The sequence below is a fragment of the Macrococcus bovicus genome (assembly GCF_030376725.1).
Classification (GTDB): Bacteria; Bacillota; Bacilli; order Staphylococcales; family Staphylococcaceae; genus Macrococcus; species Macrococcus bovicus.
On the sequence record NZ_CP128470.1, the window covers coordinates 1,427,143 to 1,453,683 of the forward strand.

26 protein-coding genes are annotated in these 26,541 nt (G+C 44.6%); 10 read left to right on the top strand and 16 right to left on the bottom strand.

The window, feature by feature from the left end:
• Positions 1–41: 41 nt before the first annotated feature.
• From tpx to QSV55_RS07815, 7 genes are all read right to left on the bottom strand, one after another.
• Complete coding sequence (gene tpx / locus QSV55_RS07785) at positions 42–539, bottom strand: thiol peroxidase (protein WP_133450996.1); 498 nt, start codon at positions 537–539, stop codon at positions 42–44.
• Between the two features lie 52 nt (positions 540–591).
• Entirely contained in the window at positions 592–1,134 is a 543-nt protein-coding gene (locus QSV55_RS07790) for an RDD family protein (RefSeq protein ID WP_289649761.1), read from the bottom strand.
• Positions 1,135–1,142: 8 nt separating this feature from the next.
• A complete protein-coding gene (gene sppA / locus QSV55_RS07795; RefSeq protein WP_289649762.1) occupies positions 1,143–2,147 on the bottom strand; it encodes a signal peptide peptidase SppA in 1,005 nt (334 codons plus the stop codon).
• A gap of 71 nt (positions 2,148–2,218) precedes the next feature.
• The gene (locus QSV55_RS07800) at positions 2,219–2,983 is read right to left on the bottom strand and encodes a sulfite exporter TauE/SafE family protein (RefSeq protein ID WP_133450998.1); all 765 of its coding nucleotides are present in this window, start codon (positions 2,981–2,983) and stop codon (positions 2,219–2,221) included.
• Between the two features lie 55 nt (positions 2,984–3,038).
• A complete protein-coding gene (gene thiI / locus QSV55_RS07805; RefSeq protein ID WP_289649763.1) occupies positions 3,039–4,244 on the bottom strand; it encodes a tRNA uracil 4-sulfurtransferase ThiI in 1,206 nt (401 codons plus the stop codon).
• Positions 4,241–5,377: a cysteine desulfurase family protein gene (locus QSV55_RS07810; RefSeq protein WP_289649764.1), complete on the bottom strand. Its 1,137-nt coding sequence runs from the start codon at positions 5,375–5,377 to the stop codon at positions 4,241–4,243. Before QSV55_RS07810 ends, thiI begins: the two co-directional genes overlap by 4 nt.
• Positions 5,378–5,435: 58 nt before the next feature.
• Positions 5,436–7,133, bottom strand: coding sequence for a septation ring formation regulator EzrA (locus QSV55_RS07815; RefSeq protein ID WP_289649765.1), 1,698 nt, complete (start codon positions 7,131–7,133; stop codon positions 5,436–5,438).
• Positions 7,134–7,271: 138 nt separating this feature from the next.
• Between QSV55_RS07815 and QSV55_RS07820 the strand changes: the two genes are divergently transcribed.
• The 6 genes from QSV55_RS07820 (at position 7,272) to QSV55_RS07845 (ending at position 11,210) form a co-directional block, all read left to right on the top strand.
• On the top strand, positions 7,272–7,748 hold the full coding sequence (locus QSV55_RS07820; protein ID WP_133451002.1) for a GAF domain-containing protein: 477 nt from the start codon (positions 7,272–7,274) through the stop codon (positions 7,746–7,748).
• A gap of 218 nt (positions 7,749–7,966) precedes the next feature.
• Positions 7,967–8,569 carry a 30S ribosomal protein S4 gene (gene rpsD / locus QSV55_RS07825; RefSeq protein ID WP_289649766.1) on the top strand — a complete coding sequence of 201 codons (603 nt, stop codon included), beginning with the start codon at positions 7,967–7,969 and terminating at the stop codon, positions 8,567–8,569.
• 70 nt (positions 8,570–8,639) lie between these two features.
• Entirely contained in the window at positions 8,640–9,080 is a 441-nt protein-coding gene (locus QSV55_RS07830; RefSeq protein ID WP_289649767.1) for an OsmC family protein, read from the top strand.
• Between the two features lie 215 nt (positions 9,081–9,295).
• Complete coding sequence (locus tag QSV55_RS07835; RefSeq protein ID WP_289651065.1) at positions 9,296–10,579, top strand: cation:dicarboxylate symporter family transporter; 1,284 nt, start codon at positions 9,296–9,298, stop codon at positions 10,577–10,579.
• Positions 10,580–10,672: 93 nt separating this feature from the next.
• Positions 10,673–10,879, top strand: coding sequence for a hypothetical protein (locus QSV55_RS07840; protein WP_289649771.1), 207 nt, complete (start codon positions 10,673–10,675; stop codon positions 10,877–10,879).
• 112 nt (positions 10,880–10,991) lie between these two features.
• Positions 10,992–11,210, top strand: a complete 219-nt coding sequence (locus QSV55_RS07845; protein ID WP_289649773.1) for a hypothetical protein — start codon at positions 10,992–10,994, stop codon at positions 11,208–11,210.
• A gap of 28 nt (positions 11,211–11,238) precedes the next feature.
• Here the strand turns inward: QSV55_RS07845 and QSV55_RS07850 are convergent, their stop codons facing one another.
• Positions 11,239–11,838, bottom strand: a complete 600-nt coding sequence (locus tag QSV55_RS07850; RefSeq protein WP_289649775.1) for a lysophospholipid acyltransferase family protein — start codon at positions 11,836–11,838, stop codon at positions 11,239–11,241.
• 75 nt (positions 11,839–11,913) lie between these two features.
• On the opposite strand from QSV55_RS07850, the gene QSV55_RS07855 reads away from it, so the two are divergent.
• The 3 genes from QSV55_RS07855 to sdaAA all read left to right on the top strand — a co-directional run bounded on the left by QSV55_RS07855 (position 11,914) and on the right by sdaAA (position 14,950).
• Entirely contained in the window at positions 11,914–13,086 is a 1,173-nt protein-coding gene (locus QSV55_RS07855) for a S1C family serine protease (RefSeq protein ID WP_289649776.1), read from the top strand.
• Positions 13,087–13,360: 274 nt separating this feature from the next.
• On the top strand, positions 13,361–14,038 hold the full coding sequence (gene sdaAB, locus QSV55_RS07860) for an L-serine ammonia-lyase, iron-sulfur-dependent subunit beta (RefSeq protein ID WP_133451009.1): 678 nt from the start codon (positions 13,361–13,363) through the stop codon (positions 14,036–14,038).
• A gap of 21 nt (positions 14,039–14,059) precedes the next feature.
• Positions 14,060–14,950, top strand: coding sequence for an L-serine ammonia-lyase, iron-sulfur-dependent, subunit alpha (gene sdaAA, locus QSV55_RS07865; RefSeq protein ID WP_289649777.1), 891 nt, complete (start codon positions 14,060–14,062; stop codon positions 14,948–14,950).
• A 43-nt stretch (positions 14,951–14,993) separates the two neighbouring features.
• Here sdaAA and QSV55_RS07870 read toward each other — a convergent pair whose 3' ends face one another.
• The 3 genes from QSV55_RS07870 to tyrS form a co-directional block, all read right to left on the bottom strand.
• Positions 14,994–15,863: a TPM domain-containing protein gene (locus tag QSV55_RS07870; RefSeq protein ID WP_289649778.1), complete on the bottom strand. Its 870-nt coding sequence runs from the start codon at positions 15,861–15,863 to the stop codon at positions 14,994–14,996.
• Positions 15,863–16,453 carry a LemA family protein gene (locus QSV55_RS07875; protein WP_133451012.1) on the bottom strand — a complete coding sequence of 197 codons (591 nt, stop codon included), beginning with the start codon at positions 16,451–16,453 and terminating at the stop codon, positions 15,863–15,865. The genes QSV55_RS07870 and QSV55_RS07875 overlap by 1 nt, the downstream gene beginning before the upstream one ends.
• A gap of 69 nt (positions 16,454–16,522) precedes the next feature.
• Positions 16,523–17,782 carry a tyrosine--tRNA ligase gene (gene tyrS, locus QSV55_RS07880; protein ID WP_289649779.1) on the bottom strand — a complete coding sequence of 420 codons (1,260 nt, stop codon included), beginning with the start codon at positions 17,780–17,782 and terminating at the stop codon, positions 16,523–16,525.
• Between the two features lie 315 nt (positions 17,783–18,097).
• Between tyrS and QSV55_RS07885 the strand changes: the two genes are divergently transcribed.
• Positions 18,098–20,482: a transglycosylase domain-containing protein gene (locus QSV55_RS07885; protein ID WP_289649780.1), complete on the top strand. Its 2,385-nt coding sequence runs from the start codon at positions 18,098–18,100 to the stop codon at positions 20,480–20,482.
• Between the two features lie 129 nt (positions 20,483–20,611).
• Here the strand turns inward: QSV55_RS07885 and QSV55_RS07890 are convergent, their stop codons facing one another.
• The 5 genes from QSV55_RS07890 to QSV55_RS07910 all read right to left on the bottom strand — a co-directional run bounded on the left by QSV55_RS07890 (position 20,612) and on the right by QSV55_RS07910 (position 26,459).
• Positions 20,612–22,279, bottom strand: coding sequence for a formate--tetrahydrofolate ligase (locus tag QSV55_RS07890; protein ID WP_289649781.1), 1,668 nt, complete (start codon positions 22,277–22,279; stop codon positions 20,612–20,614).
• Positions 22,280–22,393: 114 nt separating this feature from the next.
• A complete protein-coding gene (ccpA, locus tag QSV55_RS07895) occupies positions 22,394–23,383 on the bottom strand; it encodes a catabolite control protein A (RefSeq protein ID WP_133451016.1) in 990 nt (329 codons plus the stop codon).
• Between the two features lie 58 nt (positions 23,384–23,441).
• Complete coding sequence (locus QSV55_RS07900; RefSeq protein ID WP_133451017.1) at positions 23,442–24,515, bottom strand: bifunctional 3-deoxy-7-phosphoheptulonate synthase/chorismate mutase; 1,074 nt, start codon at positions 24,513–24,515, stop codon at positions 23,442–23,444.
• A gap of 90 nt (positions 24,516–24,605) precedes the next feature.
• The gene (locus QSV55_RS07905; RefSeq protein WP_289649782.1) at positions 24,606–25,838 is read right to left on the bottom strand and encodes a YtxH domain-containing protein; all 1,233 of its coding nucleotides are present in this window, start codon (positions 25,836–25,838) and stop codon (positions 24,606–24,608) included.
• Between the two features lie 81 nt (positions 25,839–25,919).
• Positions 25,920–26,459, bottom strand: coding sequence for a DUF948 domain-containing protein (locus QSV55_RS07910; RefSeq protein WP_289649783.1), 540 nt, complete (start codon positions 26,457–26,459; stop codon positions 25,920–25,922).
• Positions 26,460–26,541: the final 82 nt, after the last annotated feature.

Sequence of the window (26,541 nt, forward strand, 5' to 3'; positions counted from 1 at the left end):
CTTTCAAATAAAAACTGCCCGTAAAAGGGCAGTTCAAGTTATTAAATTGATTTCAGTGCTTCTACTGCCTTATCGTAATCAGGATGATCGGTTCCTTCTGGTACGATTTCTGTATAAACCACTTTATTATCAGCATCCAGTACAAAGACTGAACGTGCGAGTAATCTCAATTCCTCCATCACTACACCGTAGCTTGTGCCAAATGACAGGTCTTTATGGTCACTGAGTGTCACTACATTTTCAAGCCCGTTAGCTGCACACCACTTGGCTTGCGCGAAAGGCAGGTCACATGAAATGGTGATGACAACCGCATTGTCAACATCTGACGCATTTTCGTTGAAAGTACGTGTCTGCGTACTGCATACACCCGTATCAATTGAAGGTACCACGCTGATTAATTTCTTCTTGCCTTCAAAATCAGCGAGCGTGCGCACACTTAAATCATTAGCAAGTACTGAAAAATCAGGCGCTACTGAACCTTCTTTAACCTGTTCGCCGATCAATGTCATCGGTGTTCCTTTGAATGTCACTTGTGTCATTGATAAATCCTCCTTATGAATAAGTTCATCTTTAATTTATCATGAATCAAAGTTAAAGCGTACTATTTTGTTTCATCACGGGCGCCATCAGACGGTCACGCAGCCGCTCCTGTCTCTCATAGATCACCACTGTATCACTCAGCATATCATGGATACCCTGCTTGTGCGGATTGAATAAGATGACCAGATAGAGCAGGTGCCCCAGAAAACCACTGATATAGCGTCCCAGCCATTCGCGTGTCACAACCTGCAGGAAGGTCAGCGGTTTGTCATCCGCTGAAACAACCTTCAGTCCCATCAGCATCTTACCGAGTGTCGCCTGGAAGAACCATGTCATCAGGACAAAATACAGGAAGAAAATCAGCGATGACGCAATGTTTTCAATACTGAAAAGAGGCGCGCCTACATAGCTGCTGAGATCCCAGCCCAATAGTTTGGCTAACGGTCTGAGGAGGATCGCTTTCAGACTGCCGATGACGATACCATCGATAAGAAAGGCGACCAGTCGTACACCGAATCCTGCATGCGTGCTGTTGATGATATCACGTTCGTAACCTTCCACCATTGAAGAGGGATAGACCATTCTTTCACTCATATCAGCACCTACTCCCCGTACAGGTACATCGGCGTTGTACCTTGGCGTTTCGCCAGCAGTTCTTTGATGGCTGACAGATCATCGTGACCCATCATCTTCTGTACCCATGTATGTGCAGCAAATGGCGTGCTGCCCCAGAATGAATCAGCCGGTGTAAATTCGATGACTTCTGCATCAGCTGCCTTCATATCCTTCTTCAGCGCACTTAACGCATCCTCTTCAAGCCCGATTTCATCGACCAGACCGTTCTTCGATGCCTGCAGTCCTGAATAGACGCGACCATCTGCCAGCTTACGGACTTCAGCCTGTGACATTCCCCGTCCGTCAGATATGACTCTGACGAACTCATTGTAACTTTCATCGACTAATGACTGAAGAATCTGACGTTCTTCTGCGTCCATTTCTTTCGTCGGGCTCATGATATCTTTATGCGCGCCACTTTTGATGGTATTGAATTTGACACCATATTTATCCACAAGTTCCTTGTAGTTCATTGACTGCATAATGACGCCGAGCGAACCTGTCAATGTCTCACGTGAGGCATAAATCTTATCAGCAGGTGTTGAAATATAGTAGCCACCTGATGCTGCGACATTCTTCATTGTGACATAGATTTTCTTGCCGGCCTTTTTAAGCTCTTCTATTTTATCGTGGATTTCTGCGCTCTCATAAACGCCGCCGCCTGGCGAGTTGACGACCATCAGAACGCCTTTGATTGAATCATCCTCTTTGATCTGCTCCAGTTCCTTCATCATCGTCTCATGGTTATAACCTTCTGCACCAAAAAGACCGGGACTGCCTGTATCCTGGATGACGCCATCCACTTCAACTCTGGCAATACGATGATCGAGATCATCCCCTTCAAGCGTGTTCTCTGTCAGTTCACCTGCATTCATCTGTCCCTCTAATTCCTGAGTGAAGCTCTCCATGAAGTTCGTTGTAAATAATGATGAAGCTGTCGCTAAAATCAGTAACGCTGCAGCAATTAATAAGGCTATAATTCTTTTACTCATCTTATCTCCCTTTCCAACATTTAGTATCTGCCTCTAATATAACAGAAATGGCTGTTAAATTTCAGCACTTATCAGAAATGCGCTGAAATATAATCATAGGCATTTTTGCCGATCAGCAGGACGGTCACTACGATAAAGAGCAGTTTGACGTATGAGACACCTTTCTTCAGCGCGAACTGACTGCCCGCATAACTCCCGGCGATCATTGAAACGCCCATGACCAAGCCGACCAGGTAATCCACCTTACCCATCACCATGAATAACAGGAGTGCCCCAATATTCGAAGCGAAATTCAGGAACTTGGCGTTACCGGCAGCCCGCAGAAAATCAAATCCTACAAATAACAGGGTGAACAACAGAAAGCTGCCCGTCCCTCCGCCGATAAAGCCGTCATAATAGCCGATCACCACTAACACCGAGCAGAAGAAGAGCATTCTAAGAGAAGAGAGCGGCTTGTAAGTCGTCTCATGCCCCCAGTCCTTCTTGACGAGCGTATAGATAAGGACAAACGACAACATGACGATGATAATCGGCTTCAAAAGTGCAGGCGGCAATACAGTGGCCGTCAATGCACCCAATATAGAAGCAGCAAAAGATAACGGAAACAATTTTCCGACTATATGGAAGTCTACCTTGCCGGACTTGATGAAAGAAATCGTCGACGTCAATGAGCCGAACGAGCTGGCAAGTTTATTGGTACCTAAGGCTATGGCAGGCGGCATACCTGTTGCCAGCAGGGCCGGTGTGGATATCAGCCCGCCTCCCCCGACTACGGCATCAATGAAAGCCGCTAAAAAACCGAATGCAATAATCATGATCAACATCTGTATATCCATCTTTATCCCCTTATTCAAAAATAGTGCTATTCATGGATGAATAGCACTTTGTCGGTTATAAGAAGTCGCTGAAGTTTTCTTCCGGACGTTCTTTCGTTATCGTGAGTACTTCAATATTCTCGATCGCGTCGTTTAAGAGCGGTTCAAAGTCAAACCGGCTTTCGAACTTCTCGATTTTTTCAAGCTTCGGATTGGTCTTTGGATTTTTAGGTGTGAAAATCGTGCAGCAATCCTCAAACGGTTTGATGGACGTGTCAAATGTGCCGATCTCTTTAGCTTTGATAATAATCTCATCCTTATCCAGCGTCAGTAACGGCCGCAGAATCGGCATGGCTGTGACCGCATTGATGGCATGCATACTGCCGAGCGTCTGACTTGCGACCTGTCCCAGGTTCTCACCATTGACGATGGCCTGCGCATCTATATGCCCTGCAACTCGTTCTGCAATTTTAAGCATCATCCGGCGCGTTGAGGTCATCGTCATATTCTCCGGCACGACTTTATGAATCGTCTTCTGAATCTCAGTGAAAGGCACAAGATGCAGCTTGATCTCTCCAGCAGTCTCAGCCATAATACGCGTCAGGTCGATGACTTTCTGTTTAGCTTCCTCGCTGGTAAAAGGCGGTGAATGGAAATGGATGGCTTCAATCGTCACCCCGCGCTTCATGACTTCAATGCCAGCGACAGGCGAATCGATTCCGCCGGACAGCATCAGTAATGTCTTGCCGCCTGTGCCTACAGGAAGCCCGCCCGCACCTTTTTCGATGCGGGAATAGAGATAAGCAGCATCCTGTCTGATTTCAACGGTCAGTTTATAATCCGGCTGTCTGACATTGACCGTCAGATGCTCGACTTCTTTCAAGACTGTGCCGCCGATGACTTGCTGCAGCTCAAATGTCTCCATCGGGTAATTCTTATCAGAACGCTTCACATCCACCTTGAATGTCCGCCCTTCCTCGTCAACATCTTTCGCCACTAAGACGGCCGCTTCCTGGATGGTTGCCAGTTCCTTATCCACCCGCATGACCGGGCTGACTGAATGGACACCAAACACCTTTATTACGCGACGAATCACTTCTTCTACATCGATGTTTTCGTCTAAATGAATATACATACGGTCGCGGTTCGCATGCACCTGGTAGCCGGTTAATGGAATCAAGGCATGCTTGACGTTGCCTTTTAATTGATTGACGAATGTATTACGATTCCCGCTTTTAAGCGTCAGTTCGCCGTACCTTACTAATAACTGATCATATCTCATTTCTTCAGTAGCTCCTCTACTTCTTCATATATTTCCCTGAACATGGCATTGAATGTATGCACTTCTTCAGCTGTATTGTTTTTGGATAATGATATTCTGATGCTGCCGGTGATCGCTTCATCCGACACGTGCAGCGCCGTCAATGTCTCATTCAGTTTAGCACGTTTAGATGAACATGCGCTCGTCGTCGACACCATGATTCCTCTTTTTGAAAATGCGTTGACGATGACCTCTCCTTTGACGCCTACAAAGGACAGATTGACGATATGCGGCGCACCATTGTGCTGTGAGTTCAGCTGAATACCCGGAAACTGCTTGACGTACCGTTCTATCTCTTCTTTCATCTGATAGAGACGTGCACGCTGCATCTCGTAATCGTCGAGTGTCAGCCGGATTGCTCTGCTCATGGCCACCGCTGAAGCGACATTGACCGTACCGCTTCTGAAGCCATACTCCTGGCCGCCGCCGAACAGCGTATGGGTGATGGTCTTCAGCTGACTGAAGACCAGAAGACCCTGACCTTTAAGTCCGTGGAATTTATGTCCGCTCAGACTGAAGCTATGAACCCCTTCCAGTTGCAGCGGGACTTTACCGAATGACTGGACACAGTCGACGTGGAAGTGAATCCTTGGATAGTGCTGAACCATGGCGGCTACTTCTGCGACCGGCAGAATGGCGCCCATGACATTGTTGACATGCATCATGGCAACCAGTATCACATCACTGGTCAGTAAACTTTCCAGATGCTCCAGGTCAAGCGCACCGTCTTCCTTAAAGCGCATATATTCAATGTTAAATCCTTCTTCTTCCAGTGCACGGACGGTCTCAAGTACGGATGGATGTTCGAGCTTTGTCGTAATAATGGTTCGACCGAACTGCTTTTTCGCACGCGCCATACCGGTCAGCAGTAAGTTATTGGATTCAGTCGCACCGCTAGTGAAAATGATCGACTGCTGATCCAGTTTGAGCAGCTTTCTGATCTGCTCTCTGGCAGAATCCAGCAGCTTCTCTGTCTCTATCCCTTTGGCATGCGGGCTTGCCGGATTAAAATAGAATTCTTCATTTACTTTATTAAAGGCAGCCAGCACTTCTTTATCGGGCTTAGTGGTGGCACTGTTATCAAAATATATCATTCTTCTTCTCTCCTCTTACAAAAAGAAAAAAAGACTTAAAGAAAGTCTTTTTTCTGCGTTAGTTCATGTCGTTCATTCTTTTTTCAATCTGTGCAGATGCACCAGGACTGACGCGTTCAATAGCAGCTTCCGCAATCTCCACTGCACGTTTATAGCGGTTGTTGCTGAATAACCGTTCTGCTTCAATTAAGTCTTTATTGACATCAGCATGGTCTTTACGATAGCGGTTGCCATACTGTATAAGAGCTTCAGCATACGATGCCTGCTGCAGCATTGTCAAGACTTCCTGCTCAAACGTATTCATCATTGCGAGCACTTTCTGCACTTTATCCCTTACGTGCTCGACATGCATCGGACGTTTGTTGAATAAGGCGTGCGCCTCGCGCGTCTCAATGTCAATCTCATTTTTCATGATGATAAAACGCTCAGGGATGCTTGCGAGGTTGGAGGCCATCAGTTTGCGGAAGACATCTTCCTTGCGGCTCTGGATCTTCAGCGTATGTGACTGGGCCTCACGCTCATATTCACGCAGCGCAGTCAGATGCTGCTGCAATTTCTCCTGCTCGGTGTTGATCGTCCCCACATGATCTTTAATATAGGTCAGATTATCTTCAACTTCCGAGTAGCGGACGGCCGATTTCGCCATCTCATTTAAAATCTCATCATAAACCGCAATGAGACTCTGTATCTCATTATCATACTGCCGTACTTTCTGAACATCTTCTTCATCGATATAATAATTATCGCGCACATACTCAATTTCAGTACGCAGCGTATAGTTCATATCTTTCGCGTAGAAGAGCTCATCTGTGATCAGCTCTTTAGATTTCTCGACGTGATTCTTAGCCACCACTTCAATCTCGACTAGCTCGAGCATCTCATCTAAAGTGCTGCTGATGTCAGCAATGATTTCTTCCGCCTCATCCAGCTGCAGTCTCGCAATCAGCGGCTCCACTAAGTTCAGCTTGCCTTTTAAGGTCTGCAGGTTACTGTCAACTTTGACGTGGTCCAGATTGTACCCTTCGACCTTCAAGTCACGGCAGCCGTAACGGATTTCCTGGAACTGGCCAGGCAGTTCCTTCTGAACCTCACGGATCAACAGCGGAATCTCTTCCATATCTGATTTCAGACGTGTCATCTGCCCGTGGACTTCTGTAATCTTAAAATGGGCAGATTCATAATTCCCTTCGCTCGTCAGCTGTTCATATTCAGTCAGCGCCGGTAAGAAACGTTCAATATTGTCCTCCAGAGGCCGTGCAGCCTCACCGTACTGATGGCGGTTGGCCAGTACATCACGCTTCGCTTCACGGTAGATCGTCCGACATTCTTCATATTTGATACGGTCTTCCTTGGCACGGCTGACGTAATCATCTATCTGTGCAGACAGCGTCTGATATTTCTGTTCGATGGCATCAAGTGTCTGATGACTTTCATCAATCCGTTCACTGCTTTCCTTGAACCTGAAACGATCCAGTGCTTCATCTGCTTCGTTGATACGCACTTCACTTTCGTCAAGGTCATTTTTCAGGACATTCTGCCAGCTGTACTTCCAGTCCTCAAACTTCATTTTCGCTTCACCTTTAAGCTGGAGATCTTTCACTTTCACAAGTTCATTCTGAAATGGCAGTGCCTTAATTTCTTCCTTACGCAGTTCTACTTTTTCAACAGCCGTCCGCTTCTGATTTCTTAAATAAAACAGGACGCCGACCCCAATTAATATCAGTACAATCAGTAACACAATCAAGTAAATTATCAACGTTCTTCCCTCCAACTTGTTCTTCAACATTATAACGTAAAAAAGTGTTGCAAAAAACTATTTTATTGTGAAAAAATAAGTCGATGTATAAAATGAAGTACGTACAGATATTTTTATTCCACAGAATGAGGTGTTCCGATGTTTCAACCTGGCCAAATCAAAGATTACCAATCACTTAATACAGCGCTTGACCACCTGCTTTCAGGCGAGTCAGATGCCATCAGTCATCTGGCAAACGCATCAAGCTTACTCAATTACTTTCTCGACGATGTGAACTGGGTCGGCTTCTATACGATGAAGAACGGTCAGCTGCAGCTGGGTCCTTTCCAAGGTCTGCCTGCCTGTGTGACGATTCCAGTCGGACGCGGTGTGTGCGGGACAGCTGTCAGCGACAATCGCACGATGCGTATCGCAGATGTCCACGCCTTCCCGGGTCACATTGCCTGCGATGCCAATTCAAAGTCAGAAATAGTGATCCCGCTGACTGTGAACGGAGAAGTGTACGGTGTGCTGGATATCGATGCGCCGGTGACTGACCGCTTTACCGCAGAAGATCAGACAGGCCTTGAGGCGTTTGCCCGGATACTCGAGAAACATCTGTCACAGGCAGTATAAAATATTATATTGACATCCATGACAGAACCTACTATAATAGACAAATGTGAATAAACGAGAGTAGCAGATAAATATTAAGGCGCTCTATGGTGTCCCCTTAGTTGGCGTGCTGTGTAACCAAAGCTAACAGGCGAAGGCACGGAAAGATACTATATCGCCTTAAGCATTTATCATATTTTTGTTTTTCGCGAAAAAAACAAAAGAGGAGGAGTCAATCCATGGCTCGATTTACAGGTTCAACTTGGAAAAAATCTCGTCGTTTAGGTATCTCTTTAAGCGGCACTGGTAAAGAACTCGAAAGACGTCCTTACGCACCAGGACAACACGGTCCTAACCAACGCAAAAAAATGTCTGAATATGGTCTTCAGTTACAAGAGAAACAAAAATTACGTTACATGTACGGTATCAACGAACGTCAGTTCCGTACAATCTTCGACCGTGCAGGTAAGATGAAAGGTATCCACGGTGCTAACTTCATGGCACTTTTAGCGTCTCGTTTAGATGCTGTTGTCTACCAATTAGGTTTAGCTCGTACACGTCGTCAAGCACGTCAGTTAGTTAACCACGGTCATATCTTAGTAGACGGCAAACGTGTCGATATCCCGTCTTACACATTAAAAGCAGGTCAAGTGATCTCAGTGCGTGAAAAATCTCAGAAATTAGATATTATCGCTGAATCAGTTGAATTATCTCACCACGTGCCAGAATACTTAACATTCGATGCTGATAAATTAGAAGGTACATTCGTCCGTACACCAGAACGTTCAGAATTATCTGCTGAAATCAATGAACAGTTAATCGTTGAGTACTACTCACGTTAATATGCTCTCAGTCTTAAGCACTTGCTTAAGACTGTTTTTTTATGGTTTCATAAGTTAAAGGAGTGATTGAATGAAACATCATTTTGAAGGGACTGCCCGTTTTACAGGCGGCTATGAGTCCCACGGCACGCTGGAAACGCAGAATTTGACAACAGACATCTCCATCCCCGCTTCTATGGGCGGCGTTGAGATCGGCACCAATCCTGATGAGATGCTGCTCGGGGCTGCAACGACCTGCTTCATCATTTCACTGTCAGTACTCTTTGAGCGCAACCGCATTCCCCTCACTGATCTAAAAGTAGAGTCAAAAGCGACTGTTGACCAGTCAAAAGGTGTCCTCACATACGAATCAATTGATTATATCGTCACCATCCAGACAGATGCACCTGACAGCAAGCACAGTCTGTTACGGCGATTCGTACGCAAGGCAGAAGAGAGCTGCATGATCACACGTGCTTTACAGGGGAATGTCGCTGTCAATATCACAGACATTCGTATCAACCCATCATAGAAAAAAGATACTTCTTTTAAATAGGAAGTATCTTTTTAGATTAAAGTGCGAAATAGTCTGATAAGTGGTATGATACATAAGTATCCGCTTTCAGAAGTCCGATTATTCAGCGCCAGCGATTCATGCTGATACCCATCAAACTTCCATTGACTTTGATACATAAAAGCAATACTATTTATAAATACTAAAGAAATGAGGGATTCGTTTTGGAAACAATCAAAAAACGGAGAAGAGGCATCAGCCTTCCTACCCAGATTATTATCGCGCTTGTCCTCGGTATCATAGTAGGTTTTCTCCTGTATGGACAAGATGACTTAAAGAACTATATTCAACCTTTCGGTGATGTCTTCCTTCACTTAATCAAGATGATTGTGGTACCGATTGTCTTCTGTTCACTGGCCATCTCTATCGCAGGTGCCGGAGATATGAAGACTGTCGGACGTTACGGCTGGAAGACACTCCTTTACTTTGAGGTCATCACCACTTTTGCCATTGCGCTCGGCATCATCTTTGCCAATATCTTCAAGCCAGGATCAGGGATCGATCCGACTAAACTGCCGAAAGGCGATGTCTCAAAATATACGACAAATGCTGAAGCGGCTGCGCATTCTACATATGGCAACCATATGATCGATACGATTGTCGGCATTATCCCGACCAATATCATTGATGCGATGGCACAAGGTCAGCTGCTGCCTGTAATCTTCTTCTCTGTGTTCTTCGGACTGGGGATCGCAGCAGTGGGCAAACGCGCTGAACCTGTCAAGCTGCTCCTGGAAGGTGTTCTGGATGTCATCTTCTGGATGACGAATCAGATCATGAAATACGCTCCGATCGGTGTATTCGCATTCATGGCTGTCACTGTCATGACTTTCGGTATCAATGCATTAATTCCATTGCTTAAATTAGCGCTTGTTGTCATCGGTTCCATGATTTTCTTTATCATCGTTGTACTCGGTGCGGTTGCCGCTATATGTAAGATTAATATCTTCCATTTACTGCGCATCCTAAAAGATGAGCTGCTGCTGGCCTTCTCAACTTCAAGCTCAGAAACAGTATTACCGAGCATTATGGATAAAATGGAAAAATTCGGTGCGCCTAAAGAAATCGTGTCATTCGTAGTACCGACGGGCTATACGTTCAACCTGGACGGCTCAGCACTTTATCAGTCTATCGCCGCGCTATTCATCGCTCAGATGTATGGTGTGCACTTATCGCTGACTGAACAGCTAATTCTGTTACTGACGCTCATGCTGACTTCTAAAGGTATGGCCGCTGTACCAGGTACTTCAATCGTTGTCTTGATCACGACGTTATCAGCGATGGGTCTTCATCCGGAAGGCTTGGCATTGATCATCGGTATTGACCGTATCCTTGATATGTCCCGTACTGTCGTCAATGTGGTAGGGAACTCTTTATCGACGCTCGTCATTGCCAAATGGGAAAATCGCCTGGATTATGACAAAGGACGCAAGTATTACGAGACCTATGTAAAATAATATATGACAAAAAAATAAAAGTTAACGTAAAGTCTATATTTTATTACCTGGATGCTATATACTAAATATATAACTTAATTAAGGGTGATAAATTTGAAACACCTTTCTAATCTATTCAGTGGTAAGTTAACAGCCTATCAGATAGCTACAGCGACTGGTGTCGACATTCAAATTATAGAAGAGATGATGGAGAACGCGGATGCTGTGAACGAGCTTGATGAATGCTCATACAATAAACTCGTTCAACTGGAAAATGAACTGTTTACTCCATCCGTTAACAACAATGAGACAAGTGCCTAAGAGCACTTGTCTTTTTCTTTTACTATAAAACGATATTTAAAGGGGAAGGTTTAATGTCCCCTTTTTAAGGTTATAGTTAACTACCATCATATTCGAAAAGGAGGTTATACTGATGCCTGCCATACTTTTAAAAGCATCATTACCTACTTTGCTCAATCAGGACATCAAGTTTCAGCTTTTAAGAGATGAATCTGAAAAAGAGACATTCATCAATCATTATAGAAAACAATCTAAAGAAACTGCTAAGCAGACCAATCGGCCGCATGTCTGTACGTTACAATTTATTTATCCGGACGAATATACTGAGACCATAGTCATGAAAGCTGAATAAAACGACGATTGCATACACAATCGCCGTTTTATTTTTTTTCAAGTTCTGCACTCATCCTCTTCATCGCATCATCCACTGCCTGAGTGATTGCAGCTATTGCTTCATTCTTCGGCAGCTGATAATCGGTCGGATGGATGGATTCTCCGAACTGAATATAAGCTTTCTCTTTGCTGAATAATAGTGCTCTGAATGTCAGCGGCCCTTTATAGACGGCTGGCACGATAGGTTTCTTGCTCATCACAGCAATAGTTGCCGCCCCTTTCTTGATCGGTGCCCCTTCTGTTCTCGAGCCGGACGGAAACATCCCTACTGTCTGGTTGTTACGCAGCAATTTAACCGGAATCTTCAGCGTGGAAGGGCCGGGATTCTCACGGTTCACCGGAAACGCGCCTACGCTGGTGAAAAGCCAGTTAAGGAAGGGATTGCTGAACAGTTCTTTCTTCGCCATATAATTTATCTGAAGCGGATAAACCGCCATAGCCAGCACAATGATTTCCACCATACTTCTGTGTGTACAAGTCAGAATATAAGCCGGGTCTTTCGGTAAATGCTTTTTATCGACTACTTTCAGTTTTCGTCTGAAAATAACGATAACGACATAAAGAATCGTCGCAAGTAATTTATACATGGATATCTCCCTTTTTCATGAAATTTTCATTATTATCTGCTATTAATATATAATAACATAAACAAGGAGGCTACTATGACCATAGAAGATGAACATGTAGAATATAAAGAAGAACGTCGCACTGAACGGCAGCAGCCTAAGTTTATTCCCCTCTTACTGGCAGGTGTGCTCGGTTCTGCTCTAACACTTGGAGCAGATTATGTCATCGAGCAGAATGGCCAGCCGGATACCCGGAGCGCTGTGCCGCAGGTTGCCGATAATATGACCGTCCAGAACAAGGAGAATGCGACTTTACCGGATATGCTTGAGAAAGTCTCACCTGCCATTGTCGGGGTCGTCAATCTTCAGAAGACCAATGGACTCTTCCCGGACGTCAGCACCACTGAACAGGAGTCAGGGACAGGTTCAGGTGTCATCTATCAGGCTGATGATCAGGCCGCCTACATCGTGACTAACAATCACGTCGTCGAAGGGGCTTCAGATATCAAAGTACAGCTCTCCTCAGGCACGAAAGTGGATGCAGAACTTCTCGGAACAGATGCGCTGACTGATATTGCTGTCCTTAAAATAAAAGGGAATTTCAATATCAAGCCGCTTGCCTTCGCTGATTCCAATAAGATCCGGACAGGGGATGCCGTCTATGCCATCGGTAACCCTCTAGGACTGGATTTATCGAATAGTGTGACAAGAGGCATCATCAGTGCGAAAGAACGGACCATGACCGTCGCTACTTCTGCCGGCGCTTCTACTGTTAAAGCGATTCAGACTGATGCAGCTATCAATCCCGGCAACTCTGGCGGTGCACTCATCAATACAGCAGGTCAGCTTATCGGTATCAACTCAATGAAGATTGCCGCCGCTGAAGTTGAAGGCATCGGATTTGCCATCCCGTCCAATGACGCTCGTACTGTCATCTCTGAAATTGTTAAAAACGGCAAAGTCATTCGTCCGTATATGGGTCTCACACTGATCTCCCTGGATTCAATCCCTGCGCCCTATAGAAATGAAATGAATGCGACTGAAGAAGGTGTGCTGGTTGTCCAGACTGATGAATACGCCGGCAAGACCCTGCAAAAAGGTGATATCATCACCGCAGTTGATGGTCAGAAGGTCACTTCTGACAGCGAGCTGAAAAGCTATCTCTACCAGAACAAAAAAGCTGGTGATTCTCTTAAGTTGAAGATTTATCGTGATAACAAAGAAATGGACGTCTCCCTTATTCTCCGCGATGACGAAAATGTCCGCTGATACGTCAACACTCTGATTACCAGAGTGTTTTTTTCATGAACAAATCAGAGTGATTTGTTCATTTATTTTTAACAATTCTCTATTTGACTTTATGAGTTATTTTACTTATGATTAGGTCATCAATTCTTTGTGAATTCGTTTACAAAAACTTATCTTTTTTGCTTAAAATATGCTATTATCAATTGGGCAGTAAAAAGCATTGCATCCATACTTATCAACTGACTTATTTATTATTCATCACATATAAATCATTAATCTATCGGGGGTTATCATTATGGCAAGAACGGCAGACTATAGAAGTGCGTTTGATGTAATCGGACCAATCATGGTCGGTCCATCTAGTTCACATACAGCAGGTGCAGTAAGAATCGGTTCTGCAGCGCGAACTGTGCTGGGGGTTGAACCTGAAAAAATCCATATTTCATACTATGAATCATTCGCAGAAACGCATTTAGGGCATGGCACTGACTTAGCGATCATTGCCGGCCTTCTCGACTTCGAACCGGAAGATCCACGTGTCAAAACATCTATCGACATTGCAAAAGAAAAAGGAATTGAGATTGAATTTGTTGAGGAAACGGGTACGAGTATTGGAGACCATCCTAATACAGCGCTTGTCAAACTCGATGCAGGCGGCAAGCACGTTGAAGTGTTAGGGAACTCAATCGGTGGCGGCACCATCAAGTTACGGAGCATCCATATCAACGGCGCATGTGTGGTCATGAATCATACATTACCGCTGCTTGTTCTTTACGGCAACAGCCCGATGTCAGAATTCAATGACTGCATCGCTAAAATGTATGATTTAGGCGTTGATATCAACGAAGAGATCAAATCCAGCCTGAATGATTACCATATCATTGCTATTCAGCTCTACAAGCCGATCAAAGAGGAAACATTTGAAGAGATTAAAAATGCTTATCCAGATATCGATTTTTCAAATATTATCTAATTTTATGAGGGGGACTCATTTATGTTTAAATCTATAAAAGAAGTCGTAGACCATGCGACTGAAACGAATCAGTCATTAGCTGAGATTATGATTCAGATGGAGATGGAAACATCTGATATGACGCGTGAAGAAGTTCGCGCTAAAATGCTGAAAAACCTGCAAGTCATGAAAGATGCCGTTAAACGCGGTTCTACCGGTGAAGGTGTTAAATCGGTAACAGGACTGACTGGACAGGATGCCATCAAGATGCAGAAGTATCGTGAGAAAAACCAGTCATTATCAGGTGATGCTGTCGCCCTGGCAATCCAAGGTGCGATTGCCACGAATGAAGTCAATGCGGCGATGGGTCTGATCTGTGCGACGCCTACTGCGGGGTCTTCAGGCACGATTCCGGGGGTTCTCACCTCTCTTGAGGACAAATTCAATCTGACAGATGATCAGCAGGTTGATTTCCTGTTCACTTCTGCGCTCTGCGGTCTTATTATCGCTAACAATGCCAGTGTGTCAGGTGCGATGGGCGGCTGTCAGGCTGAGGTCGGCAGTGCTTCTGCTATCGCTGCTGCTGCCGCTGTTGCAACATTCGGCGGTACGCCCCAGCAATCAGCCCACGCGATCGCCTTTGCATTAGGCAATCTGCTTGGTCTTGTCTGTGACCCAGTGGCCGGTTTAGTGGAAATTCCTTGTGTCATGCGTAATACAGTCGGCTCAGGTAATGCCCTGATTTCTGCTGACTTAGCGCTTGCAGGTATCGAGTGTAAGATTCCGGCTGATGAAGTGATCGAAGCGATGGATAAAGTCGGTCGTAACTTACCGCGTGAACTACGTGAAACAGGTCTCGGCGGCATTGCAGGTACTCCGACAGGTGAAGCGATCAAAGCTAAAATCTTCGGCTCACAACATGCATTCAGTTAAACAAAAAAAGTGCTGAACTTAAATGTTCAGCACTTTTTTCTGTCTAGAAGCTGCGGTCTGCACCGCCACCACCGAAGCCGCCTCCGCCAAAGCCGCCGCCATCGAAGCCGCCGCCGCCGAAACCGCCCGATGAGAAGCCACCGCCGCCAAAGCCACCGCCCGTCGGGAAGAAGATAATAGGGCCCACACCTCTTCTACGTCCGCCGCCACGTCCACCGCGACCACCGCCGCCAAAGAACATGGAGAAGATCAGATAAAGAAAGAAGAGGGTCAGGATGATATCAAATATACTGAATGAACCGCCGCTGTCAGATGCACTGACCGGTTCTTCACGTGTAAACTTGCTGCCATCATAGCCATAAGAGTCAGCTACTTCCTTCCAGATTGCTTTATACAGCTTCGTCACACCAGAAGCATAGAGCGCTTTAGCCTGAGGGTCCTGACCTTTCGGATCAATGGCCACTGCTTTCTGTATATCAGGTAGTGCATATTGATCGATCAATGCCCCGACCTTTGCATCATTGAGGACACCTTCAAGACCATAACCGACCTGGACGTTTAATCCCCGGTTTCTGAATTCATTGCCATTATCAAGGTTCAGTAAGATGACAATCCCGTTGTCCTTCTCTTTCTGACCTACCCCGTACTCACGACCTGCCCGAAGTGCATAGTCTCCTTTAGGTTCCTGTCCGATAGTAGGCATGGTCATCAGTAGAATTTCAGCTGTCGTTCCTTGCTCCAATCGATTACCCAGCTCATTCAGTTCAGCCACCTGTGTCTGATTCAGAATACCGATATGGTCCTGCGTATAAACAGGGTTCTTAAGCTTGGGTAGAGGTTCAGCTGCATTCACCTCATAGAATGGACAAAGTAAGACAAAAATCGCGATTAAGAACGCGATTTTTTTTGTCATTATTTTTCATCTCCATTGTTGAAATCAACTTTAGGAGCATCTTTTGCAGCACTATCTGCCTTGAAGTATTCTTTCTCATGTTTGCCGACAATACCTGCAAATAGGTTCATCGGAAAGCTTTTCACGACTTTATTGTATTCCGTTACTTTGTCATTGTAATCACGGCGTGCAACCGCGATTCTGTTCTCTGTGCCTGCCAGTTCATCACGTAAACCCGTGAACTGCGCATCTGCTTTCAGTTCGGGATAGTTTTCACTGATAGCAATTAAACGTCCTAAAGCTGACGTCATTTCAGCATTTGCCTCTGCTTTGTCGGCAGCTGTACCATTGGCTGTTGCACCAGCTAATTTAGAACGTGCATCTGCTACTGATTTGAAGACATCAGATTCATGTTTGGCATAGCCTTTGACTGTTTCAACTAAGTTAGGAATTAAATCAAGACGACGTTGAAGCTGTGTATCGATATTCGACTCCTCTTTGTTGACATCCTGCTCAAGTGAAACTAAGCGGTTGTAAGGTCCCATCACCATCGTCCCTAGGATAGCGAGGACCGCGATAATCGCAATAATCGGTATAAGTAATTTTCTCATGACATTTCTCCTTTAAGTAAGTTAATTCTCTAATACCCAAAAAAGACTGGCTTTAACCAGTCTTTCATGCTATTTATAGTTGACCATAAAGTACTTCTTCTTGCCTCTTCTGATGATGGTGAACGCGTTATCTATTTTATCTGCTGCAGTGATCTCATAGGCTGTATCCATAACTTTCTGGCCGTTAATGGAGATCGCACCGTTCGTGATATCCTCTCGTGCCTGTCTTTTACTTGGACTGACACCTGCTTCAACCAGATAATCTACTAAATGAGTGGCTTCTGCTACTGTGCTCTGAGGCACGTCCTTGAAGCCTTGACGGATTTCATCAGCTGATAACTGTGATAGATCACCTTTAAAGAGAGCATCTGTAATGCGGATCGCATCTTTAAGGGCCGCTTCATCATGCACCAGTTTCGTCACTTCAGCCGCAAGTGCTTTCTGCGCTTTTCTGAGATGAGGTTCTGTTTCGAGAGAAGTCTCGAGCGCTTCGATCTCCTCTTTCGATAGGAATGTGAAGTACTTAAGAAATTTGATCGCATCTGCATCTGGTGTGTTGATCCAGAACTGATAGAACTCATAAGGTGAAGTCTTCGTCCGGTCAAGCCATACCGCACCTGACTCGGACTTGCCGAACTTTTTGCCGTCTGCTTTAGTGACGAGTGGAACCGTAATACCGTAGGCTTCCACTTCGCCGTACATACGGCGCATCAGTTCAAGGCCTGATGTAATATTACCCCACTGGTCGGAGCCGCCAAGCTGAATCTTGACCTGATGTGCTTGATTGAGATGGCCGAAGTCAATCGCCTGCAGAATCGTATAGGTGAATTCTGTATAGGAGATACCCGTCTCCAGGCGTGACTGAATACTATCTTTAGCAAGCATATAGTTCACGCCGACATGTTTACCGTAGTCTCTCAGGAACGTCAGAAGATCGATCTGACCGAGCCAATCTTTGTTATCGACACGGATAGCACCGTTGTCGCCACTGAAATTGAATAGCTGTTCCATCTGTTTCTTGATGCCGTCAACATTATGCTGGACCATTTCAGGTGTCTGTAGGACCCGCTCATCTGTCCGGCCGGATGGATCCCCGATCATCCCTGTCGCCCCGCCGATCAGGACAACCGGACGATGACCATGTGCCTGGAAACGGCGTAACGTCAGAAACGGTAACAAGTGACCGATATGCAGGCTATCTGCAGTGGGGTCGGCACCGCAGTAGATACTGACGCTCTCCTTGTTAAGCAGCGCTTCAATTTCCTCCGGATGAGTCTCCTGATAAATCAGACCGCGCCATTTCAAGTCCTTTAATAATTCATTCGTCATATAAATCCCTCCTGTATAAAATAAAAAAAGCACCCCTACTTATGTAAGGGTGCTTGAATACACGGTACCACCAAACTTATGATTGCTCATCACTTTACTGATGAAAAGGTCACCAGAGCCGCCAGACTGTAAAGTTAGGTGTATTCAGTCATAACTTCCCGTCAGTTCCCAGCCCCACTGACTCTCTAAGAGAGAAATTTATGTCTTACTTGTCCTATAGTCTGAAGTATATAATTATGTTATTAGTTTAATGAAGGAATGCTTCTAAGTCAAGTCCTTCCTGTGCTATACTGAATATAATTCAGGAGGTTAGAGATGTCAAAACTAAAGCGAAGTTCTTCTGACTGGAAGAATATCTATACTCAAAATAAGTCTAATCTTAAGACAGTCAAATGGACACCCTATGTCATATTCAATTCTATTTATAAAGTATGTGCGAATCTATTTCTCCTCATACTGATCGGCGGTTTTCTTCTTGCCACGTTACTGGGCGGCTTCGGTATCGGTTATTTTGCAGGACTGGTCAAAGATGAACCTGTCCCCTCTAAAAATGAACTGAAGAACTCATTATACTCAATGAATCAAAGTTCAACTGTTTATTTTGCGGGAGGGGAATCGTTAGGGAGTCTGAATGCGGATACCCTGCGCACCGTCATTCAATATGATCAAGTCACACCACATGTGGTCGATGCCCTCATCTCCACCGAGGATGAGAATTTCTATCAGCATAACGGCATTGTCCCTAAAGCTTTCATCCGGGCAAGCGCCCAGGAATTTCTCGGCAGCGCTTCTTCATCAGGGGGCAGTACGTTGACGCAGCAGTTGGTGAAGAACCAGTTGCTGTCCAATGAAACTTCCTTTGAAAGAAAGGCAAAAGAAATGCTGCTGTCATTCAGAGTCGAAAAGACACTGACTAAAAAGCAGATACTTGAGGCCTATTTAAATGTGGTCAGTTTCGGTCGTAATACTAACGGTCAGAATATCGCGGGGATCGAAGCTGCGGCACAAGGTGTTTTCGGTAAAAAAGCGAAGGACCTCAATATCGCTCAGAGTGCCTATCTGGCCGGTATGCCTCAGAACCCTTATGCCTATACACCCTTCTTGATCACCGGGGAAGTGAAAAAAGATGCTGACCTTCAATACGGCTTTCAGCGTCAGAAATATGTGCTGAAGCGGATGAAAGAAGAAAAGAAAATCACCGAACAGGAATACCGGAATGCACTGAAATTTAATCTGAAGCAATCATTCGTTGAACGGATATCCAAGCCGGACGTAGAATATCCTTTCCTGACGAAGGAAGTGGAAAATCGTGCAGTCGATATCCTTAAATATGAACTTGCCAAAAAAGATAAAGTATCAGCGCAGGAGCTCGATGAGACCCCGATACTCAACGACAAATATACAGCTCTCGCTAACGATAAAGTCAGAAATGAAGGCTATAAGATTCAGACAACAATCAATAAACCGATCTTTGATAAAATGAACGAAATCAAAGACAATCCTTATTATTATTCCTATGACCGACCAGCTGAAGTAGAAGGCAAGACCGTCAACCTGCAGCAGGAAGTCGGTGTCATGTTAAAAGAGAACGAAACCGGAAAAATCATCGCGTTTGTCGGTGGACGTGACTACGAAAAATCACAGAATAACCATGTGACGCAGACAAGACGCTCACCCGGCTCTACCATGAAACCGCTCGTGGCCTATGCCCCTGCGATTGAATACGGCGTCACAACCCCTGAAACGATGCTGCTCGATAAACGGTTCGATGTGAACGGATATTCACCGGAGAACTATGCGCGTGAAGAGTTCGGCCAGATCACTACACGTATGGCGCTTATCAACTCTTTCAACTTGAGTACGTTAAGACTTTATTCAAGCATTCAGGATAGAAAGCCATGGGAATTCCTTGATAAGATGCACATCAATATCCCGGATAACCAGAAACCTAACCTATCCCTGCCGCTCGGTGCGACAGATATGACCCTTGAAGACGATGTGGACGGTTTCTCGACATTCGCCAACAAAGGGAATTATCAGGAATCCTATATGATTGAATCCATCAAAGATAACAGCGGTAAAACCATCTACAAACACCAGGCAGCCCCTGAGCGGGTATTCAGTGATGCGACTGCCTATATCATGACAGATATGCTGCGTGGCGTCCTGGACACGGGTAGTGCTTATCAGCTGAAAGGCACATTCCAGTTCAACCAGGACTGGGCAGGTAAGACAGGTACTGCTGAGAACGGTACAGACAGTCTCTTCGTCGCTTATAATCCTAAAGTGACTCTCGGCATCTGGATGGGCTATGATAAGCTCATACCTTTTGACGAGGAGAATCACTATCAGCTGAAGTTATGGCGGGATATCAACAACAGTATTACAGCAGTGGATCCTAAGCAGATGGGTGTGAACGAGCAGTTCAGTAAACCTGACAGTGTGGAAACCCGCAAAATCTGTCAGATCACCAACAGCCCGAATGGTTCATGTAATCAGGGCGAACCTGCTGCTGACAGTCTCGTATGGAAGAATACAGACTTATCGAATAAAACGATTGATGATTCACGTGTGCTGAACCGCTTAGGTAACAAGATTGACAGCAACACTAAAGCGAAGATTTCTCCTAAGTCGCCTATCGCGGATCAGTTCAATAAATTACGTGGCCAGAATAAGAAAAGCGAAGACAAAACCCAGTAAAAATGATGCACCCCAAGCGTTAGATCTGACATCTGACGTTTGGGGTGTTTTTATACGGCTCAATATTCATCAAAGTGTGCCATTCAGCCGACAGAAAAAGACGCATCCAAATGGATGCGTCTCATATCATTAGAATAAACCGACTGCATTACCTTCCGCGTCGATATCCATATTCAGTGCGGCTGGTTGTTTTGGTAAACCAGGCATTGTCATGATATCGCCTGTTAACGCCACGATGAAGCCAGCCCCTGTTTTAGGAATTAATTCACGAATCGTGATTTCAAAGCCGGCTGGACGACCTAATTTCTTAGGATCATCTGTGAATGAGTACTGTGTTTTAGCCATACATACCGGATAGTTATCCCAGCCGTTGTCTTTGATTGTTTTAAGCTGTTTTTTCGCGCTGTCCGTGAAGACTACATCATCTCCGCCGTAGATATCCTGTACGATCTTACGGATTTTGTCTTCAACTGGTAATTCAAGCTCGTATAATGGTTTGAAGTTCTGTTCAGTATCCATGACTTCTTTCACGAGTTTAGCAAGCTCTACGCCGCCTTCTCCGCCTTTTTCCCAGACTTCTGTCAGTGCGATTTTAATATTGCGGTCTGCACACCATTGTTTAACGAAGTTCACTTCTTCTTCTGTATCAGTAACGAACGCGTTTAAAGCCACGACCGGTTCAACACCGAACTGTTTTAAGTTCTCTAAGTGTTTTTCGAGATTGACGATACCTTTTTTAAGTGCATCAACGTTTTCAGCTTTAAGCTCATCCTTCGCTACGCCGCCATGCATTTTCATCGCACGGATGGTTGCGACTACAACAATAGCACTTGGTTCTAAACCAGCACGACGTGATTTGATGTCCATGAATTTCTCTGCACCTAAGTCAGAACCGAAGCCTGATTCAGTCACCACGATGTCCGCCATCTGACGGGCTGTGTTAGTCGCGATGATTGAGTTACAGCCGTGCGCGATGTTAGCGAATGGACCGCCGTGGATCAGAGCAGGTGTGCCTTCGATTGTCTGGACTAAGTTAGGTTTGATTGCATCTTTCAGGATTAAGGCTAAAGCACCTTGTACCCCTAAATCTCCGACAGTCACAGGTTTACGGTCATAAGTGAAACCGATGGTAATCTTAGCGATGTTTTCTTTTAAGTCATGAACATCACGAGATAAACAGAATACAGCCATAATCTCACTGGCAACCGTGATATCAAATCCATCTTCACGAGGTACCCCTTTGAACGGGCCGCCTAGACCTACAACAACCTGACGTAATGAACGGTCATTCATATCTAATACACGTTTCCAGGAGATACGACGAGGGTCGATGTTCAGTTGATTTCCTTGATAAATATGGTTATCAATGAATGCCGCTAATGCGTTGTTCGCAGTAGTAATCGCATGTAAGTCACCATTAAAGTGCAAGTTGATCTCTTCCATTGGTAAGACTTGCGCGTAACCACCACCAGTAGCGCCGCCTTTCATACCAAATACAGGTCCAAGAGACGGTTCACGAAGAGCAACCATAACGTTTTCACCGATTTTTCTGAATGCATCACTCAGCCCGACAGTTACAGTAGATTTCCCTTCACCAGCTGGTGTCGGACTCATCGCAGTCACTAATACCACTTTACCTTTAACAGGTTTATCAATTAACTGTGTATTAATTTTTGCTTTATAAAAACCATAAGGTTCTACTGACTCTTTCGGAAAACCCGCTTCTTCAACGATTTCCTGGATGGGACGAATTGTAGAGCGTTTAGCGATTTCTAAATCAGATAAATATTCAGCCATTATATTGTGTCTCTCCTTTAAATGTTTTTAACTCCTATTTAATGATATGATAAAGCGGTTTCATTGTCGACCGATTTACAAAAAAAAAATAAAGAATCAACTTGAGTTGATTCTTTATTTCGTTGTGCCTCTATAATCAATTCGATAAGGCAGCACCACATTGGTCTCTTCTATCTCTTCATCATTCATGAATTTCGTGAGAAGTCTCATACCGACTGCTCCGATATCATAGAGCGGCTGCATCACACTGGAGAGCTTAGGACGGACCATCTGCACAAGACGCGTATTATTAAAACTGATGATCTGCAGGTCATCAGGGATAGAAAGGCCGGCATCCTGCGCTGCATGGACGATGCCGATAGCCTGTTCATCGCTGATACAGAGCACGGCCTCCGGTTGTGTATCCTTGATATGATGAAAAGCTTTTTCGCCATCAAGATACTGTTCATTGCCGATGTAGACAGCAGAAGGATCCAAGTGCAGTTGATGCTCTGTCAGAACGGCCTCCATACCTGCCTGTACATCCAGCCGGGCTTTTTCAGAGTAACCGCCCCCTACAAATGCAAAACGTTTAACTCCTTGCTCAAGCAAGCGCTCAGTGATCTCTCTACTTGCCTTTTTATAATCAATATTGACAGCCGGCAATGTCTCTTCAACATCGTGTGTACCAGATACCACTACAGGTACAGAAGTCGACTGGATCAGCTGCAGGGTCTCAGATGACAATGTCCCCCCCAAGAAGATGATGCCATCGACTTGCTTACTGAGCAGATTATTGAAAATATCATTTTCTTTTGCAGCATCATTATCCGAGTTCGAGATAATCGTCTGATATTTATACATTTTTGCGATGTCTTCCAGGCCTCTGGCAAGCTCCGAATAGTAAATATTAGAGATATCAGGGATAATGACACCGACAGTTGTCGTCTTTTTGCTGGCAAGTCCACGGGCAACAGCATTCGGGCGATAGTTCAGACGTTTGATGACTTCATTGACCCGGTCTCTTGTCGCTGGTTTAACGTTCGGATTGCCGTTAACCACTCGTGAGACAGTCGCCATTGACACTTTGGCCTCGCGTGCGACATCATAGATAGTAATTGTCATGATGACCTCCTGTAATCGTTTTCTTTCTCATTATATCACGCTTTTTGACAATGTTATATTATAAATACAACTGACGGGCTTTGTCAATTTCAGTGAAGAAAGAATCAAATTCCTGAAGGTCCATCTGCTGGCCAGCGTCACTGAGCGCAACGGCCGGATCCGGGTGAACTTCTGCCATCACACCGTCTGCCCCTACTGCCAGGGCGGCTTTCGCAACAGGCAGCATGATATCCTTGCGCCCTGTGGAATGCGTCACATCAACAAGCACAGGCAGGTGAGTGCCCTGCTTCAGGATAGGTACCGCTGAGATATCCAGCGTGTTGCGTGTCGCTTTTTCATACGTTCTGATGCCGCGTTCACACATGATGATCTGACTGTTGCCGTTAGAGTGAATATATTCTGCCGCATAAATAAATTCCTCAATGGTCGCCGCTAAGCCCCTTTTCAGCAGAATAGGCTTATTGGATTTACCCGCTTCCTTCAGAATCTCAAAGTTCTGCATATTACGTGCACCAATCTGAAAGACATCAACATACTGATCGGCCATTTCAAAATGTGCGGGATTGACAATCTCCGAGACGATATTCAGTCCATATTTCTTGTTCATCTCTTTCAATATCTTTAGGCCTTCTTCACCTAGCCCCTGGAAATCATAAGGGGATGTGCGCGGTTTAAAGGCACCGCCCCGAATGAACTTCTGTCCTCTCGCAGCCAGCTGACTTGCCACCGCGTCAACCTGCTCATAAGATTCGACAGAACATGGACCAAATACAAATATTTTCTCCTGTCCGCCGATTTCTGCGCCGTTAGGGAACGAGACAATAGTGTCTTCCGGCTTCATCTTACGGGAAACTAGCAGGTGTTTCTCATTCTGGGCCTGCTGTAGTTCTGTGGATGCTTTGAAAATTTCTTTAAACAACTGTTTAATGACATTATCATCATAAGGGCCTTTATTCTGTTCTATCAGTTGATTCAGCATCTCTTTTTCACGTTGCGGGTCATATATGTCTGTCCCCGCCTTCATTTTCTCCTGCCCTATTTTCTTAGCGACTTCTCCGCGCTCTGTCAGAAGCTCGAGTATAGCAAAGTTGATTTCTTCAATTCTAGTTCTTAATTGATTGAGTTCTGTCATTATTACACCTCTTCATAAAAAAATTTAAAATAAAAATAGCAGGGCGAGAATCACCCTACTATTCTATCACAGGATTAACAGAATCACTTGCTATTTGTTTTTACCTGGTTTGTTATTATTTTTATTGTAGTTTTTGTTGTTGCTGTTGTTTTTATTGTTATTTTTTTTCTGGTTATTCTGAGTTTTATTGACGTTACCACTTACATCAGTATTGTTCTTTTTGTGTTCTTCAATATCACTCGTTGTATCTTTATCAACGATCGCTAATGGCTCAGTTAAAGAATCATCATTCACTTCTTCTTTGATGGCACGGCGTTGTGCAGCAAGAGCGTCAGTATCAGCTTTTAACTGTGTATCCGTTTTAACGTCAGTATTGTTTTTATCTCTATCATCAATTTCTACAACTTTAACAGTTGAATGCGGTTGTGTTGTTTGACTTTTGTTATCTTCTTTTTTCTCTTGTGCTTTTTCTTTTACTTCTTCTTTTTTCTCCTGTGCTTTTTCTTTCACTTCGCCTGCTTTTTGAGCGACCTGTTCTTTTACTTCAGGTGCTTTCTCTGCTACTTTCTCCTGCACCTCGTTCGCTTTCTGCGCAGCCTGTTCTTTTACTTCGCCTGCTTTTTGAGCGACCTGTTCTTTCACTTCAGGTGCTTTCTCTGCTACTTTCTCCTGCACCTCGTTCGCTTTCTGCGCAGCCTGTTCTTTTACTTCGCCAGCTTTTTGAACGACCTGTTCTTTTACTTCAGGTGCTTTCTCTGCTACTTTCTCTTGCACTGCGTTCGCTTTCTGCGCAGCCTGTTCTTTCACTTCGTTCACTTTTTGAGCGACCTGCTCTTTCACTTCAGGTGCTTTCTCTGCTACTTTCTCCTGCACTGCGTTCGCTTTCTGTACAACTTGCTCTTGCACTTCTCCCGCTTTTTGCACGACTTGTTCTTTGATTTCCTGTGCTTTTTCTTTGACATCGCTGACTTTTTCAGTCACTTTAGCTTTGATTTCATCCGTTTTTGAAGGTTGCGCTTCTTTGTCAACTGAGTTATTAACTGCACTGTCCTTGAATGTAACCACTTTAGTGTTGATATCTTTCTTGAGGTCGCGACCTGGCTTCGGTGCGAGCAGTAATCCTGCGAGAGTACCAATTGCAATACCGAATGTCAGACCGAAAGTGAAATCACGAGCGATTGTATTTCTGCATTGTACTTCATATTCCTTCACAGAATGCGTATGTAAATCGCGATTATAGGTATGACCTCCGTTTGATCTGTAAACCGTTGCCGTTTCATTGTTTCTACCATTGTTAAGCTCTCTGTTATAAGTATTGACCATGTTGTTTCTCCTCCTCGAATTATAAAAAAATAGGAATACACTTATTTAACAAGTATATTCCCAATTATTTTATTCATAAACTTATTTATTGTGAAGTCCTGCATTGATTCTGTCTTCATCTACATCATTGTAGTTTGCAGTATCTTTATTGAAGACTTCTTTGTCCTGGTTGACAACCACTTGGTTAGAGAAGTCATAAGCGTTACGACGCTCTTTTCTCATTTTCCATTTGTCTGCCACTTCCATTGCAACGTTAGACCATTGTACCACTTGGGCAATCTGGTCTTTGTTGTTTGCGATGTTCTGCGTGATTGAAGTTGTCACACGGTCTACGTGGCTGTTTAAATTGTTGACAGTACCACCGATGCCTTGAACCGCATCCACAACCGTATTTAAACGAGCTGATTTATCCTGAACATCCTCAGCCAGTCTGTTTGTTTTGTGAAGTAAGTCAGTTGATTCACGAGTAATCCCCTGAATCTGTCCTTCTACTCCGTCCAACGTTTTAGCAACGTGGTCTAAGTTTTTCTTAACTGAAAGTAATACGATGACGATACCGATACACAGAATCAAGAATGCGATTGCTGCGATAATACCGGCGATTGGTAAAATCCATTCCATATTGAGCCCCTCCTAGTGTGGTTATCCATAATTTACTCTTTTTTTATACCCCTGTTAAAGGGCTTAAAACATGTTAGTTAAA